Annotated in this window: 13 protein-coding genes and 1 tRNA gene; 2 read left to right on the plus strand and 12 right to left on the minus strand. The window is 59.0% G+C overall.

The features are described from left to right. Positions 1-15: 15 nt before the first annotated feature. The gene (locus HMPREF2749_RS00220; protein WP_049340782.1) at positions 16-600 is read right to left on the minus strand and encodes a hypothetical protein; all 585 of its coding nucleotides are present in this window, start codon (positions 598-600) and stop codon (positions 16-18) included. Positions 601-934: 334 nt separating this feature from the next. On the opposite strand from HMPREF2749_RS00220, the gene HMPREF2749_RS00225 reads away from it, so the two are divergent. Then, entirely contained in the window at positions 935-1,546 is a 612-nt protein-coding gene (locus tag HMPREF2749_RS00225; RefSeq protein ID WP_049345282.1) for a methylated-DNA--[protein]-cysteine S-methyltransferase, read from the plus strand. A gap of 213 nt (positions 1,547-1,759) precedes the next feature. Next, on the plus strand, positions 1,760-2,548 hold the full coding sequence (locus tag HMPREF2749_RS00230; RefSeq protein WP_049345288.1) for a DNA-3-methyladenine glycosylase I: 789 nt from the start codon (positions 1,760-1,762) through the stop codon (positions 2,546-2,548). Between the two features lie 115 nt (positions 2,549-2,663). Here HMPREF2749_RS00230 and HMPREF2749_RS00235 read toward each other — a convergent pair whose 3' ends face one another. The 11 genes from HMPREF2749_RS00235 to HMPREF2749_RS00285 form a co-directional block, all read right to left on the minus strand. Next, positions 2,664-3,053: a DUF1304 domain-containing protein gene (locus HMPREF2749_RS00235; RefSeq protein WP_049337517.1), complete on the minus strand. Its 390-nt coding sequence runs from the start codon at positions 3,051-3,053 to the stop codon at positions 2,664-2,666. 246 nt (positions 3,054-3,299) lie between these two features. After that, positions 3,300-4,922 (minus strand): L-lactate permease, encoded by a 1,623-nt coding sequence (locus tag HMPREF2749_RS00240; protein ID WP_070592928.1) that lies wholly within the window; start codon positions 4,920-4,922, stop codon positions 3,300-3,302. Positions 4,923-5,429: 507 nt separating this feature from the next. Continuing rightward, positions 5,430-7,067 (minus strand): L-lactate permease, encoded by a 1,638-nt coding sequence (locus tag HMPREF2749_RS00245; protein ID WP_070592930.1) that lies wholly within the window; start codon positions 7,065-7,067, stop codon positions 5,430-5,432. A 576-nt stretch (positions 7,068-7,643) separates the two neighbouring features. Further along, positions 7,644-7,717 (minus strand) — tRNA-Pro (locus tag HMPREF2749_RS00250). A 196-nt stretch (positions 7,718-7,913) separates the two neighbouring features. Further along, entirely contained in the window at positions 7,914-9,494 is a 1,581-nt protein-coding gene (der, locus tag HMPREF2749_RS00255; RefSeq protein ID WP_070592932.1) for a ribosome biogenesis GTPase Der, read from the minus strand. A 111-nt stretch (positions 9,495-9,605) separates the two neighbouring features. Further along, positions 9,606-10,298: a (d)CMP kinase gene (gene cmk / locus HMPREF2749_RS00260; protein ID WP_049353026.1), complete on the minus strand. Its 693-nt coding sequence runs from the start codon at positions 10,296-10,298 to the stop codon at positions 9,606-9,608. A gap of 54 nt (positions 10,299-10,352) precedes the next feature. Continuing rightward, positions 10,353-11,522: a prephenate dehydrogenase gene (locus tag HMPREF2749_RS00265; protein ID WP_005507700.1), complete on the minus strand. Its 1,170-nt coding sequence runs from the start codon at positions 11,520-11,522 to the stop codon at positions 10,353-10,355. An 18-nt stretch (positions 11,523-11,540) separates the two neighbouring features. After that, positions 11,541-12,701 carry a pseudouridine synthase gene (locus HMPREF2749_RS00270; RefSeq protein ID WP_005507699.1) on the minus strand — a complete coding sequence of 387 codons (1,161 nt, stop codon included), beginning with the start codon at positions 12,699-12,701 and terminating at the stop codon, positions 11,541-11,543. Between the two features lie 81 nt (positions 12,702-12,782). Then, positions 12,783-13,805, minus strand: a complete 1,023-nt coding sequence (scpB, locus tag HMPREF2749_RS00275) for an SMC-Scp complex subunit ScpB (protein WP_070592934.1) — start codon at positions 13,803-13,805, stop codon at positions 12,783-12,785. Further along, complete coding sequence (locus tag HMPREF2749_RS00280) at positions 13,780-14,787, minus strand: segregation and condensation protein A (RefSeq protein WP_070592936.1); 1,008 nt, start codon at positions 14,785-14,787, stop codon at positions 13,780-13,782. The genes scpB and HMPREF2749_RS00280 overlap by 26 nt, the downstream gene beginning before the upstream one ends. A gap of 192 nt (positions 14,788-14,979) precedes the next feature. Next, positions 14,980-15,840, minus strand: coding sequence for a ParA family protein (locus HMPREF2749_RS00285; protein ID WP_005506637.1), 861 nt, complete (start codon positions 15,838-15,840; stop codon positions 14,980-14,982). Positions 15,841-15,929: the final 89 nt, after the last annotated feature.

The following is a 15,929-nucleotide window of genomic DNA, read 5'->3' on the forward strand; positions in this document are numbered from 1 at the left end:
GCCCTGCACTCAAGATTATTTCTCAGCGGTCGGGTCAGTACTTTGACGCGCTTCAGCTTCGGCTCTGGCTAGTTCTGCCTTTTTATTCTCCTGGACTATCAGAGCGTTATATTTCCAGCCGGGGATTCGTTCAACAAGCCACCCAACCCAGAGGAGCGCAGCGGTAATGAGAGCGACCGGAATCAGGTAAATGAGGAAGCTCGGGTTGCGGGTGTGGTCTGAGGTGCTCCCCGCGCTGAGTTCCCACAGCGCAATGATTGGTACCGCCATTATGGGCATCACTATAAAAAGGATGAGGGCATAGTAAATGCCCATCATGCTACCGGGCCTACCTCTATTTATACGAGCTTGGGTAACGGCTCTGTCCAGGCGTTTGTATTCCTCCAGAGTTTCGCCGTCTAGAAGCGAAGCGTCAGGGATTTTGGCCATGACGTACTGTACGGCTTCAAAATCTGAGGGCGAGCAAATAAAGATATGCCCCTGGGACATAACGGTGTATTCTTTCGCGATGTTGAGGCACGCCTGCGCGTAACGGTTATTGAGCTCTCGACTCTCCGGGTTTTCCTTGAGTTCCCGGCGGAGGTCTTTCAGGTCTTCCATGTTTCTCCTTGCAATTTCAGTCGTCGTTGAACCCAACGTTGGGGTACGAGAAACACAGGTCATCCCCCACCCGGTGCGGGGTGGAGAAGCCGGAGTATTGAATTGCGGTGTATCGGTGTGTACTTCACAGAATGCCAGCTCTTGGGGCTCAATCAAAATTGGCGGGACCTCGTGAGAGGCGTAACCGGCGATGTGTATATCTCGTAGCGGTTAGTTATAGACAAAACCCGCCGCGGGTACGGTACGGAGGCGCGCCTCCCCTATGATGGTTGAAAGGGGTATTTACCCCTATACATCATCTGCAGTACACGCCCACGAGCCTACGAGGAAGAGCATGACCAAAGCGACCGATTCGCCGCAGCCGCCGGAAGCGCTCTCGCGCTGGTACACGCGCTATGCAAGCCCCGTGGGCACGCTCTACATCGCCACCCGTGCGGATGCGCTTGTCGGCATTTGGTACGAGGACCAGGCGCATTTTCCGCTCCCCCATGAGCTCGGTGAACTAATCGAGAATCCCGTCACCTACCTACGGGAGCACGGCGCTGCAGAAGGTGAAGAGCCAGCCGATGAGTATGCTGCGGCGCAGCTGCTGTCCCGCGCTGAGGTGGAGCTCTCCGAGTACTTTGAGCGCAAGCGCACTTCTTTTACGTTGCCCCTAGATCCTGAGGGCACCGATTTTCAGCTGATTGTATGGGAGCATCTGAAGACTGTTCCTGCTGGGTACACCACGACCTACGGTGATATTTCGCGAGCGGTCGGCCCCGGTGCCCCCGCGCAGGCGGTGGGTCAGGCGGTTGGCCGTAACAAAATTTCCATTATGATTCCTTGTCACCGCGTTATTGGTGCCGATGGAAGCCTCACCGGTTATGCCGGCGGTGTTGAGCGTAAACAATTCCTCCTTGATTTGGAGGAGCCGGAAGAGGTGCGGGAGGCGCGGCTCTTCTAGCGCCTGCCGGCTAGTCTTCGAAGCTCATGACGGGATAGGGTATGCATCGGATGCGTATCCCGCCCTTTTTCGTACCTGTTTTCGGTTTCGATGCTCTGCAACACGACACAAAATCGAATATAGTTGCGACTCAATCATAGAAGAGCTACTGTTTAAGTAGAACATGATTCCGAAACACTCGGATCGGCTCAGCAATCTCAGAGAGGAGAAACCGTGACCTCGCAACCTAACATTCCCGCCAAGCCCCTCGAAAACACCCCGAACTACCCCACGTGGGTGACCGATGAGCTTCTGCGCGACTACTACGACACCGAATGGGGCATGCCCGTCACCGATGAGCGGGGACTCTTCGAAGCCCTGAGCCTCGAGTCTTTTCAGGTGGGACTCTCTTGGCGAACGATTCTTGCCCGCCGCGAGGCATTTCGTCACGCTTTTGAAGGCTTCGATCCCGAACGCGTGGCTGCGTTCACCGACCAGGATGTTGCGAGACTCCTCCAGAACGAAGACATTATCCGTAACGAGCGGAAGATTCGCGCGGTCATCTCCAACGCACGGCTGACCCTTCGGATGCGTGAGCTTGCCGCCACGCCGCGTGACGCCTCCGCGGAGGATATTCATCTTCCCCTTATCGCGCCCTCTTCTACCCCGGCCAAAGAGGATAGCAGCGAGGCGGCAGACACTCGCCGCCGTCGGGTTCGCACCCTGAGCTTCGAGGATCTGGAACGGATGCGCGAGCGCACCCTATCCGACGGCACGCATGTACCGGGTGGGCTGCCGGCGTGGCTGTGGTCCTTTGCGCCGAGCGAGACTATCGCACCGCTCACCCAGAACGATATTCCCACCGATACCCCTGAGTCCGCGCTTCTTGCCAAATCTTTTAAAACTCTAGGAGGCGTGTTCTTGGGGCCGGTGACCGCTTATGCGCTCATGTGCGCGGTCGGTATGGTGGATGCGCACCTGGTGGACTCGCATCGGCGAGGCTGTTCGGGGCTCTTTGCCTAACTCGCTTGGCGTGCTCGCCTCCAAGGGCGTAGAAAAGCCGCGTGTTACTTCGTTAAAGTAAGCACGCGGCTTCTATACGTTGAGAGGTTCCGCTCTGAATTAGATCGTCACAGGATTAGATCGTTACAAAGAGGAAAATCAGGGACAGCAGCGGCGGGGTCAGCTGGATTAGCGCGGGCTTGCGCTTTGCCGGGGAGGTGAGGAACAGGTAGATACCTGCGATTGCCATAGAGCCCAGGCCTGCGAACATGAGTGCCACGCCGACCTGCGGGGAGCCGAACCAGAAGGCAAGTAGACCGGTTGCGGCAATCCAGGCGAGCATCAGGTTGTACAGGCCCTGGTTTGCTGCCATCTCCTTGGTGGATTCGGCGAATTCTTCGGTCATGCCGAAGGTTTCGCGGCCCTTGGGCTTAGTCCAGAGGAAGGATTCGATGATCCAGATGTACACGTGAATAGCGATTGCTACGAAGGCAAAAACGGTGGTGACCGTTGCGAGTGCCTGCATTATTTCTCCTTAAGCAGTAGGTGTTCTATGAGGCACCTGCCCGTTCTTTATTCTGGAGCACAACCTGTGGTGATGTTCAGAATCATGCGGGAGCAAGCACAAGAAGTAATTCTACGCTTCTTCCGGGCTTATCGGAACTTCCCTGAATATGCGTAGAACCCCTCGATTCGTCGTCTGCAGAGAAAATTGCAGGGTTCTCATCGAGGGGTTTCTTACGCGGGGTTACGCCGAATCCGGTATTGGCCTTTAGCCCATCATGAGTGAGAGAGCAAAGGACCAGACGCAGACCAGGCCCAGCAGAATAGCGCTGTACTTAATGGACATGGAGGTAATCTTCGATTCCTCGCCGGCACTGTTCACAGCCGCCGCCGCAATCGCGATGGACTGCGGGGAGACGATCTTGCCCATCACGCCACCGGCGGTGTTTGCGGCCACGAGCAGGGTCGGGTCAACAGCAATCTGGGCTGCGGTGGTGGACTGCAGACCCGCGAAGAGCACGTTAGCGTTCGTCACGGAGCCGGTCACGAACACGCCAATCCAACCGATGATCGGGGACAGCAGAGGGAAGACCGGGCCGGCTGCCGCGAGCGCCAGAGCGATGGAGGTGGTCATACCGGCATAGTTCATGACGTTTGCGACGGACATGACCAGGCAGATCATGAGGATCGGCATCTTCAGCTGGTTCCAGGTACCGCCGAGTTCTTCAAAGGCTTCGCCCCAGCTGATCTTCGAGGTCAGGATGGTGATGAGTGCCGCCACCAGAATTGCGGTGCCGGATGCGCCCAGGGTGTTCCAGGAGAACATCGCGGTCACGGTCTTGCCGGCACCGGTGGTGATGGCTTCGTGAATGCCGGGGATGGGGAACGCCAGGGTTGCGGCACCAAGCGGACCGGTGGTTGCGAACACGGGCTTGAGCGCGGTGGACCAGAGCAGGATGGTTGCGGAGAGGAAGATGAAGGGGCTCCACGCCTTAACAATCTCAGCGCCGGTGTGCTTGACGCCCTGCTGCGCCTGAACTTCTTCGAGGCTGGGAGCGGTAGGTTCACGGTAAATGTGCTTGGGCTGCCAGGAACGCATGACGAGTGCCAGCGCTACCAGGGACAGCAGCGGCGGGATGATGTCGACCAGTTCGGGCGAGCCGAGCAGTATCAGGATAGCTGCCTGACCGCCGGAGAAGATCACGCCGGTCATGAGCGCTACGAGACCGACTTCGCGGATGCCGCGCATACCGTCCTGGATTGCGATCATCAGCACCGGCACGATTGCCACGAAAATCTGCAGTACCGGTACCATGCCTGCGGACAGGTGTGCGGTGTCCAGGCCGCCGACCTTAGCTGCGGTGGTCACGGGGATACCGATAGCACCGTATGCGCCGGACGCGGCGTTGGCTACCAGCGCCAGCATGGATGCCTTGAGGGGGTTGAAACCCAGAGATACCAGCAGTGCAGCAGAGATAGCGATCGGGATGCCGAAGCCTGCCGCGCCTTCGATGAAACCGCCGAAGCAGAAGGCAATCAGTAGCACCTGGATGCGCTGGTCGTTCGAGATGGAAGAGACGGAGGAGCGCACGATGTCGAAGTTACCGGCGCGTACGGCGATACGGTAGAGCCACACCGCCATGAGCACGATCCAGCCGATGGGCCATGCGCCCGAGAGGAAGCCGGAGAGGATGGAGCCGGCACCTGCGGTGATGGGCAGGCCGAAGACGGCGCAGCCGATGATGAGGGTGGTGCCGAGGGTCAGCAGTGCTGACTTGAGGCCGCTGAGTTTCAGGACGGTCAGGCCCAACAGGAAGAGGATGATGGGTACTGCTGCGACCAGTGCGGAGAGCACCGGTGAGTTCAGCGGGTCGTAGGTTTGCTGCCACATAGGGCGGGTGGTCCTTTCGGTCTGTGCGTTTTGTTGCGGTTGCTTCTTCCGATACGGCTCCTGTGCTGTATGGAAGCGCTAGGCCGCATAAAACCGATGGGTTCCTCCGCTATGTGGCGGAGTGACCCATCGGTGAAGCGTTATGGTCATCAGTTCCCAGGGGCTGAAGTTGTTCCCTGGTTTTAACTGAAAGAAAGCGGGATTATTCCCGCTAACTAGGTGCTCATGACTTTATCTGTCTAAGCTATCAGGTCTCCCTCATGAGTTCAGGATAGGATAACCTTAAGTGTGCACAAACGATACTTATGTGCATATTTACACTCCCCGGTATTTGCCCCTAACCACCCCCCTCGAGCCATCAGCTAGGAATCCCACCACATGCCCCCTAACAAGCCCAAATAACGTAAAAGCCCCCTCCTACAAAAGAAGGGGGCTTTTGCTAAACCGTGTCGCGGGTACCTCACCTTTCAGAGAAGGTAGGTTACACGCATCAGGTACTCACACTGTTTACAGGCCGACCAGGGACAGGACGTAAACCCAAACACAGGTGATAGCCAGCAGTGCTGCACTGTACTTGATCGCCATGGAGGTAATCTTGGATTCCTCGCCGGAGCTGTTCACAGCAGCCGCTGCAATTGCGATGGACTGCGGGGAAACAATCTTCGCCATCACACCACCGGCGGTGTTAGATGCAACCAGCAGGGTCTGGCTGACGCCAATCTGCTGTGCGGTGGTAGCCTGCAGGCCAGCGAAGAGGATGTTGTTGTTCACCACGGAGCCGGTCACGAACACGCCAATCCAACCGATGATCGGGGACAGCAGCGGGAAGATAGCACCCACAGCGGCAACAGCCAGTGCGATGGAGGTAATCATACCCGCGTAGTTCATGACGTTAGCAACGGACATGACCAGGCAGATCATGAGGATCGGGGTCTGCAGCTGCTTCCAGGTTGCGCCGAGTTCCTCGATAGCCTCGCCCCAGCTAATCTTGGAGGTCAGGATGGTGATGATGGTAGCCACCAGAATTGCGGTACCGGATGCGCCCACAATGTTCCAGGTGTAGGTCACGTCGATAGGCTTGGGAGTTGCAACAATCGGTGCTGCCTGCGAGATGCTCTGGTGCAGCCAGGGCAGGGAGAACGTAATGTTGGTGAAGCCGAGCGCGCCCTTAGCAGCGAAGACGGGCTTCAGAGCGGTGGACCAGAGCAGAATCACGACGGACAGGTAGACGAAGGGGCTCCATGCCTTGAGGATTTCACTACCGGTGTGCTTGACGCTCTGCTGAGCCTGAACTTCTTCCAGGGAGGGAGCGGTGGGCTCACGGAAGATGTGCTTGGGCTGCCACTTCTGCATAACCAGTGCCAGAGCGACCAGTGCCAGCAGCGGCGGGATGATGTCGACCAGCTCGGGGTTACCCAGGGCTGCGAGCAGAACGGACTGGCCGCCGGAGTAGATCAGGCCAACCATGAGAGCTACCAGACCGACCTCGCGGATACCGCGGATGCCATCCTGAATAGCAACGAGCAGTACGGGGATGAGCGCTGCCATGATCTGGATAACCAGGACCATTTCGATGGACAGTGCGTGCAAGTCCACGCCACCGCGGGTTGCAGCGGTGGTCACGGGGATGCCGATAGCGCCGTATGCGCCGGAGCTCACGTTAGCAATCAGTGCGAACATTGCGGCCTTGAGCGGGTTGAAGCCCAGGGACACGAGCAACGCAGCACAGATAGCGATCGGGATACCGAAGCCTGCAGCACCTTCGAGGAAGCCGCCGAAGCAGAACGCGATCAGCAGCATCTGGATGCGCTGGTCGGTAGAGATGGAGGAGATGGAAGAGCGAACGATCTCGAAGCCGCCGGAACGCACGGAAATGCGGTAGAGCCACACTGCCATGAGGACGATCCAGCCGATGGGCCACATGCCCGAGAGGAAACCGTAGAGGATGGAGCCTGCACCTGCGGTGACGGGCATGCCGAAGATAGCGCAACCGATAACGAGTGCGAGCGCCAGGGAGATGACGGCAGATTTAATACCGCTGAGCTTCAGGACGGTGAGGCCCAGAAGGAAGAAAATAATCGGGACTGCTGCCACGAGTGCGGAGAGTGCGCTCGAGTTCAGCGGGTCGTAGACTTGCTGCCACATAATGTACTGTGTTCCTTTCCGCGTCCATATAGAACGGGATCGAGTTGTGTCGTAAAGCCATCCCAATGGTGCGCGTGGCGGTGTGTGTGCCGTATGCATCAGGCGTGCATCCCGTTGCTTTGTGCGGTGGGGAGGCTACCCCGCGGGGATATTTGCCTTTGCTTGGGTTCGTGTTGGTTTTACGACTATGAAATTTAGTGTCGATGAAGCCGTGTTCTAGTCATAGAAACCTAATTAATCCTTGATTTGTCAAGGAAAAATCAGTATCGAAGTTGGAGTTTCTGGTTCCTAAAACGCGGTTCCTTGTTTACCAATGTACCACCCGTCACCCACAAAATCGGGCATATTCCAACATTTAGATTGAAGCTCATAATTGCACACTAACCTAAAGGTGCCGCTGTTCGAACGTCCAAACGCCGCTCTCCCCCGCTATTTCAAGGGAAAAGGCGCCCTGCACCTTCGCATCCCCGCCAGCACGCGCACCACAGCGCTATTCCATCCGCGTCGTAAAACGCAACAAACCCCTCAGAACGCACAAAAAAGCTCCGGAAGGAAAACCTTCCGGAGCTTTATCTGTCGGGTTGACAGGATTTGAACCTGCGACCCCTTGACCCCCAGTCAAGTGCGCTACCAAGCTGCGCCACAACCCGATTCGTTATTCACGATATTGTTTTCAAGGTTTCCCCTGAACACTCGAATAACTATACCGGGCTTTCAACCCCCGCGCAAGCCAGAATCCCCATTTTTAGAAAAAATCTTAAAAATCTTTTTTTGCAGATTTTCTGCACAGGATCCAGCGCGTGGGGGCCCAGCCCAGCAACACGGCATCAAGCAGACACCCCGCTACTAGCGGCGGCCGCCCTTACCCTTCTTAGCCTTCGCGCTCTGACGCTCACCCAGGGAGCGGCGCTCACGCACACGCATCGAAATCTCAATCGGAGTACCCGTGAAATCAAAAGTCTCACGCAGACGACGCATAATGAAGCGACGGTAACCCGGATCCAAGAAACCGGTAGTAAACAGCACGAACTTCGGCGGACGCGAAGACACCTGAGTACCGAAGAGAATACGCGGCTGCTTACCACCACGCAGCGGGTGCGGATGCGCGGCAACAATCTCGCCCAGGAACGCGTTCAGGCGACCGGTCGGAATACGCGAATCCCACGACTCCAGCGAGTGCTCCAGGGCGGGCACCAGCTTGTCCTTGTGCCAGCCGGTCTTCGCCGAAATGTTCACGCGAGGAGCCCACTGCACGTGCGCCAGGTCGCGCTCAATCTCGCGCTCAAGCATGTCGCGGCGATCCTCATCGAGGGTATCCCACTTATTGAATGCCAGGACCATCGCACGACCCGAATCAATCACAGTCTGCACGATACGCACATCCTGCTCAGAGATCGGCTCGGAAACATCCAACAGCACCACGGCAACCTCAGAGCGCTCCAGAGCAGTCTGAGTACGCAGCGAAGAGTAGAACTCCGCACCCTTAGCCATGTGCTGGCGACGGCGAATACCCGCGGTATCCACAAAACGCCAAGGGTAGCCGCCCAGCTCAATAATCTCGTCAATCGGGTCACGAGTCGTACCAGCCAGGTCATTCACCACGGCACGCTCAGAACCAGCCAGCTTATTCAGCAGCGACGACTTACCCACGTTCGGGCGACCCACCAGAGCCACACGACGCGGGCCACCCAGCGCCTCCGGCTGAGCAAACTGCGAGTGCTCCGGCATGACCTCAAGGATCTCGTCCAGAGCATCCGCCAGGCCACGACCGTGCAGACCCGACACCGGGAACGGCTGACCCATACCCAGCGACCAGAGGTTATAAATCTCCGGCTCCAGGTGAGCGTCGTCAATCTTGTTAGCAATCAGAATGATCGGCTTCTTCACGCGGCGTAGCATACGCACGATCTGCTCGTCCGAAGCGGTCACACCCACGCGGGCATCCACCACCAGGACCACAACATCGGCCTGCTCCACAGCAATCTCAGCCTGCTCAGCAACCTGAGCATCAATACCGCGAGCGTCAGACTCCCAACCACCGGTATCAACCAGGGTGAAGCTCTTACCCAGCCACTCAGCCTTATAGGACACGCGGTCACGAGTCACACCCGGCTTATCCTCAACCACCGCTTCACGGCGGCCCAGAATACGGTTAATGATGGTCGACTTACCCACGTTCGGGCGGCCAACAATCGCCACTACCGGATCAGCGAGCTGCTCTTCCTCATCCTCAATGTCGAAGCCCCAAGCACCCAGCAGGGCGCGGTCCTCTTCATCCAGGTCGTAGTCCTCAAGACCCTCAAGAAGAGCCTGAGCACGCTGATCAGCGGTCTCATCATCAATCTCAGCGAGGCGCTCGATAACGTCGTCCTCGCCACCGCCCAGGTACTTATCTTCGTAATCGTCGCGGATAGCGTCCTCAGCCATGCGCATTCCTTTCTCTACCCGCCCCACGCCCAACCCGAGGGTCAGCACGCGAGCGCGGCTCAACGTCTTCTCGGGAGCGGATGCACCACTCCCCCAGCGTTTCGGCGGGGCCTAGCCCGCGCGCTTCGCCTTCAACTGGTCATTCACAGCGTTAATCACTGCAGAGACCGTCGCATTAAAATCAAGATCCGAGCTGTCCACCAGGGTCACACCCTCGGCAGCTTCCATAAAGTTATTGACCTTCGAATCCTTCGCATCACGCTCAGCGATCTGCTTGCTCAAGTCACCCGAAGCGCCGGACTTCTCCGCGTTCTCCAGGCCGCGGCGCGCCATGCGCACCTCTTCAGAAGCAGTCAGCAGGATGCGCGCATCAGCGTCGGGAGCGACCACGGTGGTGATGTCGCGGCCCTCAGCGACCATGCCGTTAATAGCGTGGTTAATCATCCAACGCTGCAGGCCAATCAGGTGCTCACGAACCGCCGGAACCGAAGCCACCGCAGAAACGGCCGAAGAAATGCGCTCGTTACGAATCTCCTCACGGATATCGGTCGAGCCCATCAGAATCTCTTCTTCCTTAATGTTCGTACCGAACACCAGGGGCATCTCCTCGACAGCCTTCGCGATCGCCTCAGCGTCGTTCAGGTCAACGCCAAGTTCCAGCACACGGTAGGTTGCGGCACGGTACATTGCACCGGTGTCCAGGTACGCCAGGCCAAAGTGGCGTGCAACTTCCTTAGACACAGACGACTTACCGGAACCGGAGGGACCGTCAATAGCAATCGTCAGTTTAGGGTTCTCGTGCATCAGCACTCCTTAAAATTCGTCTCAAACTTTATGCCGGAAAATACAGCTTTAACTCTACTTCACAACACGCCAACCGCGAGCCGACAAATCGCGGACCAGCGCCTCATGAATAGACGGATTGACCGAGATTTCAGCCATACCCACCGGGGCACCCGTCGAGTGCTCCAGACGCAAATCCTCAAGGTTCGCACCCAACTCACCAATCTCGGCAAGCAAACGAGCCAGCGTGCCGGGGGTGTCGTCCACCAGCACCGTCATCTTTGCGAACGCGGCGGGGGCAGTACCGTGCTTACCCGGAATACGGCTCACGCCCGCGTTGCCTTCGCTCATCAGCTGCGCCAAATCCAGGCGAGCACCGGATGCCGTCGGGTTCTCCAGCGTCGCAATGAGGCGGTTCAGGTCATCACGCACCCCGTAGAGGGTCTGCACAATCGGGTCAGCGTTCGCCGCAAAAATCTGCACCCACAGCGTCGGGTCCGAAGCTGCGATACGCACCGTATCGCGCAAACCCTGACCCGCCAGGGACAGCGCATACAACGGAGTGTCCTGCAGACGCGAAGCCAACAGCGAACTCATCGCCTGCGGCACATGAGAGATCAGGGCAACCGTCTGATCATGCTCCTCAACGCTCAGAGAAGTCACAATCGCCCCCAGCTCCACCGCCACAGAACGCACCAGACGCACGCACTCGGGGCGAACCGAATCGTGCTCGCAGATAATCCACGGACGCGCCTGGAACAGCTCACCGCGAGCAGCCACCGGGCCCGACTTCTCACGCCCAGCCATCGGATGCGAACCCACGTAACGGGACGCATCCGCACCCGAAGCAAGCACATCAGCCAGCGGCTGCACCTTCACCGAGGCAACATCCGTCACCACGGCGCCGGGGTAGCCCGCCTCCGGTCGAGGCGCATAGGTGTTCAACGCGCGAGCGCACACGGCACCGGCACTATCCGGAGGCGCCGCCACCACCACCAGCTGCGGGGCGAAGGCGGCGCGCTCCTGCTCCGACAGGGTGGAGAAGCTTGTACCTGCACCAATATCCTGCGCCACAGCCTCGGCGGTGGGTGAAATATCTTGGACGTACACGTCCTCGCATCCTGCCGCACGCAACCCCAAACCAATGGAGGCACCCAGCAGACCCGAGCCGATAATGAGCACCGGTCCGGTCAGTGTTGAGTCGATGGGCAGCTCAGATGCGGAAAGCTCAGCGGGCGAGCTCATGACAACTCCTTAGCGTTATTACATGTCCACCGAAGCGAGCAGGTGACCGATCTCGACCTTGGAGAGGTTACGGACGGTACCCTGCTTCTGCGAACCGATACGGATCGGGCCCATTTCAACGCGGACCAAGCGCTCGACCGGGTAGCCGACGGCGTCGAAGAGGCGGCGCACGATACGGTTCTTACCGGAGTGGATGGTCACTTCAACGAGCACGTGGCCGGGGGTGGAGTCCACCAGCTTGAACTCGTCCACGCGGGTCACGCCGTCTTCCAGGCGAATACCCTTCTTCATGGCTGCGCCGACGCCGGGCTCCATGGGGCCGGGAACCTGCACCAGGTAGGTCTTGGGCACCTCGTAGGAGGGGTGGGTGAGGCGGTTCGCCAGTTCGCCGTCGTTGGTCAGCAGCAGCAGACCTTCGGTTTCGACGTCCAGGCGGCCCACGTGGAATACGCGCTCGCTCATGGAGGAACGCAGGAAGTCGGAGATGCAGGGGCGACCTTCGGGGTCTTCCATGGTGGAGACCACGCCGGCGGGCTTGTTGAATGCCATGTAGACGAGCTTGTCGTTGGTCTGAACGGTCATGCCGTCCACCTGCACGGTTACCTTGGAGGGGTCCACGCGCACACCCAGCTCGGTCACGACTTCACCGTTGACGGTAACGCGGCCTTCGGTAATCATTTCTTCGCAGACGCGGCGGGATGCCACACCGGCCTGAGCCAGCAGCTTCTGCAGGCGCACGCCGTCGTGGTCGTAGAACTCGTAGTGGTCTACCGGGGCGTTGCGGGGGCGGCGGGGGCGGTGCGGGCCAGCGTAGTTGCTGACGCGGTATTCGCCGCGCTCGTTTGCGAAGGCTTCGCCGGAGCGGTAGGGGCGGCCCGGTGCGCGGCGTTCGCGCTTGGGCAGTTCGGTGCCGCGGCCTCGGCCGGAACCTGCGCGGCCTGCGCCGAACTTCTTCTCGCCAAACTTCTTGTCACCGAACTTCTTCTCGCCGAAGCCCTTTGCGCCGCCCTTGCCTGCGCCACTCTTCGGTGCGCCGGGACGACCGCCGCGTGCGGATGCGCCCTTAGCGCCGGGCTTACCGCCCTGACCGGGACGAGCAGCGCCGGGACGGCCACCGCGGGAGTTCTGGGGGCGACCGGATGCAGAGCGGCCGCCGCGGGAGGAGTTTCCATATGCCATGGTGTTCTTCTCTTTTCTGTCGTATAGTGCGAACGTTTCAGGCTTTTCCCGAACGTTCCTTCGTCTTATTGATTCGTTGTCTTAGTCGTTGCCCTCGGCAAGCACTGCGGCTTCCGTGTCGTCGGGCAGGAAGGGCGCAAGCGCCGGCAGCTCCTCCAGGGAGTTCAACCCGAGCTTCACCAGTAGCAGCTCCGTGGTTTCGTAGAGGGTCGCGCCGCTTCCGGATTCACGACCAGCCTCACGAATCAGCTGCCGTTGCAGTAGCTGACGGATTGCCGCGTCCGCGTTTACGCCTCGAATGGAGGCTACCCTCGCCCTGGTCACCGGCTGCTGGTAGGCAATCACGGCGAGCGTCTCGTAGGCGGGCTTGCTCAGCGTCGCGCTCTTGGAGCGGGTCACGAAGCGTGCCACCCAGGGGGCGAAGTCGTCGCGGGCGTAGAGCTTCCAGCCTCCTGCGATGTTCCGCAGCTGGAATCCGCGCGGTTCGGGCGCCACCCGGTTTTCGTCTTCTCCGTAGCCGCTTTCTTCGCCGTTGTACTCGCGGTACAACTGGTCGAGCGCGTGCTCAACAGCGCGTTCGCTGACGATGAGAGCGGCGGAGAGTTCACGCACGCTCACGGGCGCTTCGGCAACGGCGAGGATTGCCTCGATGGCGCTTTTGACGCCACCGGGGATTGCCTCGACCTTGGAAAATTCGGCTTCGGCATCGACCGCCACACTGGGTGCGGTGGAGGGGCCTCCCGCCGGAATCTTTGCCGATTTCGCTACCGATTTCGCTTCCGGTTTCTTCGACTCGCGGGGCGCAGTTTCCTGCGATTCCTCAGGGATTTCGGAATTATCGGAGTCCTCTACCGTTTCAGCGTCCTCAGCTTTTTCGGCAACCTCAGTGCCCAGAGGGGCTGCTGCTACCTCGTAATCAGCAGGCTCAGCGTCCGCCTCAGCAGGCTTTGAGCTCTCAGTCTCTACCGTCTCTGCTACCTCTACCGGCGCCGAGTCAGCCTGTTCCGAATCCTCATCCGCGTTCGGATCCCAGTAGCCCATGTTCACGATGGCAAGGTCATCAGGGGTGAATTCACGGTCAAAGCGTGAGCCGTGAATACTCATAATCCTCCTCTACCGGTTCCGTGTTAGCTTCAGATTCGTTCACTTCGGGTGATTCAGACGCTTCACCGATTTCATGCGCATCCTGAGTGTCTGTTGCTTCGCGAATCACGAACTGTGCAGCGCTCGCGCTCGCACGTACCCGAATGGCTCCGAGCGGTGTGTCCTGTTCCACGTGCAGGGCGCCTTCTTTGTAGAGCTCGAGCAGGGCGAGAAAACGAACCACCGCGATTTCTAGTTCGCCGGATCCTTGAACCAGTTCGGCGAAGCTCAGCTCCCGCGCCGCGGTATCGAGCAGGCTGTGCAGAATGTAGTGTTCTTCAGCCGCGATGGTGGTTAGCGGAACGTGCAGGTGCTCGTTGAGTTCTTCAACGATTTCTTCGGGTTCCGGTTCGGGCTCTTTGGGGGTTCGACTCAGCGCTGTTGCGGCGATGCGGGCGAACTCTTCGGCGCCTCCGGTGAAAACCAGCTCGGGTAGCGCCTGGGCGAATCGTTCTTCGAGGGCTACCGCACGGGGAAAACGCTGTGATTCTTGCGCCCAGCGTTCAGCAAAAATATCGGCGACTTCGCGGTAGGCACGGTATTGCAACAGACGGGCGAAGAGCAGATCGCGCGCCTCCAGCAGTGCAACGTCCTCTTCGAGGGGTTCACGATGCTGCGGGAGCAGGCGTGCGGTTTTGAGTTCCAGCAGGGTTGCGGCGGTGACCAGAAATTCACTGGCTTCGTCGAGTGCGCGTTCGGTGCCTTCAGCGTAGAGGGCGTGCAGGTATGCGAGGAACTCGTCGGTAACCTCTGCGAGCGCCACCTCGGTAATGTCGAGTTTGCGGCGCGAAATCAGGGTCAGTAGAAGGTCAAAGGGACCCTCAAAATTACTGAGGGTGAGGGTGAAACCCGGGTTCTGCAGGCCGCGGCCCTCAGTCCGGGCGTTTGCGGCGGTGTCTGCGTTCGGTGTCGGTACCCTCACGGCAGCGACGTTCGTGGTCATAAACGACCTATTCTCCTTAGGTTTATTCTCCCCGGCTGTGTTGGTACCGTCTCAGATGCGGCTTTTACTTCGCCTACTTTTCGGCGTAAGCAGTGTGCGGGGGTCTTTAGAATCCACACAATTATACGCCCTCTGCCGGTGTGACTCAAGGGTGAGAGTCACCTCAGCAGAGGGCGTATAGGTGTGGGGGCTTTAGCGTGCGCCGCCCTTGTAGATCAGTTCGCGTGCCACCTGGCGGTATGCTTCCGCACCGGGGTGGCTGGAGGCGTAGCTGAGAATCGGCTCAGCGGACACCGATGCGTCCGGGAACTTTACGGTGCGCTTGATGACAGTGTCGAAAACCTTGTCGCCGAATGCGTCCACGATGCGTGCCAGAACTTCCTTGGAGTGGATGGTACGCGCATCGAACATGGTGGCAAGTACGCCGGAGATTTCGAGGTCGGGGTTCAGTCGATCCTGAACCTTCTCGATGGAGTCGACCAGCAGTGCGACGGCGCGTAGTGCGAAGAACTCACAAATCAGCGGAATAATGACGCCTTCGGAGGCGGTCAGTGCGTTGACGGTCAGCAGGCCCAGGGAGGGCTGGCAGTCGATGAGGATGACGTCGTATTCGTCACGGACCTTGCGCAGTGCCGAGGCGAGAACCTGCTCGCGAGCCACTTCGTTGACCAGCTGAACTTCAGCTGCGGAGAGGTCAATGTTGGCGGGCAGCAGGTCAATGTTCTCCACGCCGGTGGGCAGGATGACGTCCTTGATGTCGACCTTGCGGTCCATCATGACGTTGTAGACGGTCAGGTCCAGTTCGTGCGGGTTCGCACCGAAACCTGCGGAGAGAGCACCCTGCGGGTCGAAGTCGACCAGCAGCACCTTACGGCCGCATTCTGCCAGTGCCGCGCCCAGGTTAATGGTGGAGGTGGTCTTACCCACGCCGCCCTTCTGATTCACCATAGAGATAATGCGGGCGGGACCGTGGCTGCTCAGCGGAGCCGGGTCGGGGTATACGCGCAGGGGTCGACCGGTGGGGCCGAGTTCTTGAGCCTGAGCTTCAGTCAATGGTTCACCTTCATCAATGAATTCGAAGTTTTAAAGTTTAAGCGTTGTCTATAAGGTTACCTCAAGAGCGGCTGTTCCGCGGATTGACG

It is taken from the genome of Rothia sp. HMSC075F09 (assembly GCF_001810515.1).
In the GTDB taxonomy this organism is placed as follows: Bacteria; Actinomycetota; Actinomycetes; order Actinomycetales; family Micrococcaceae; genus Rothia.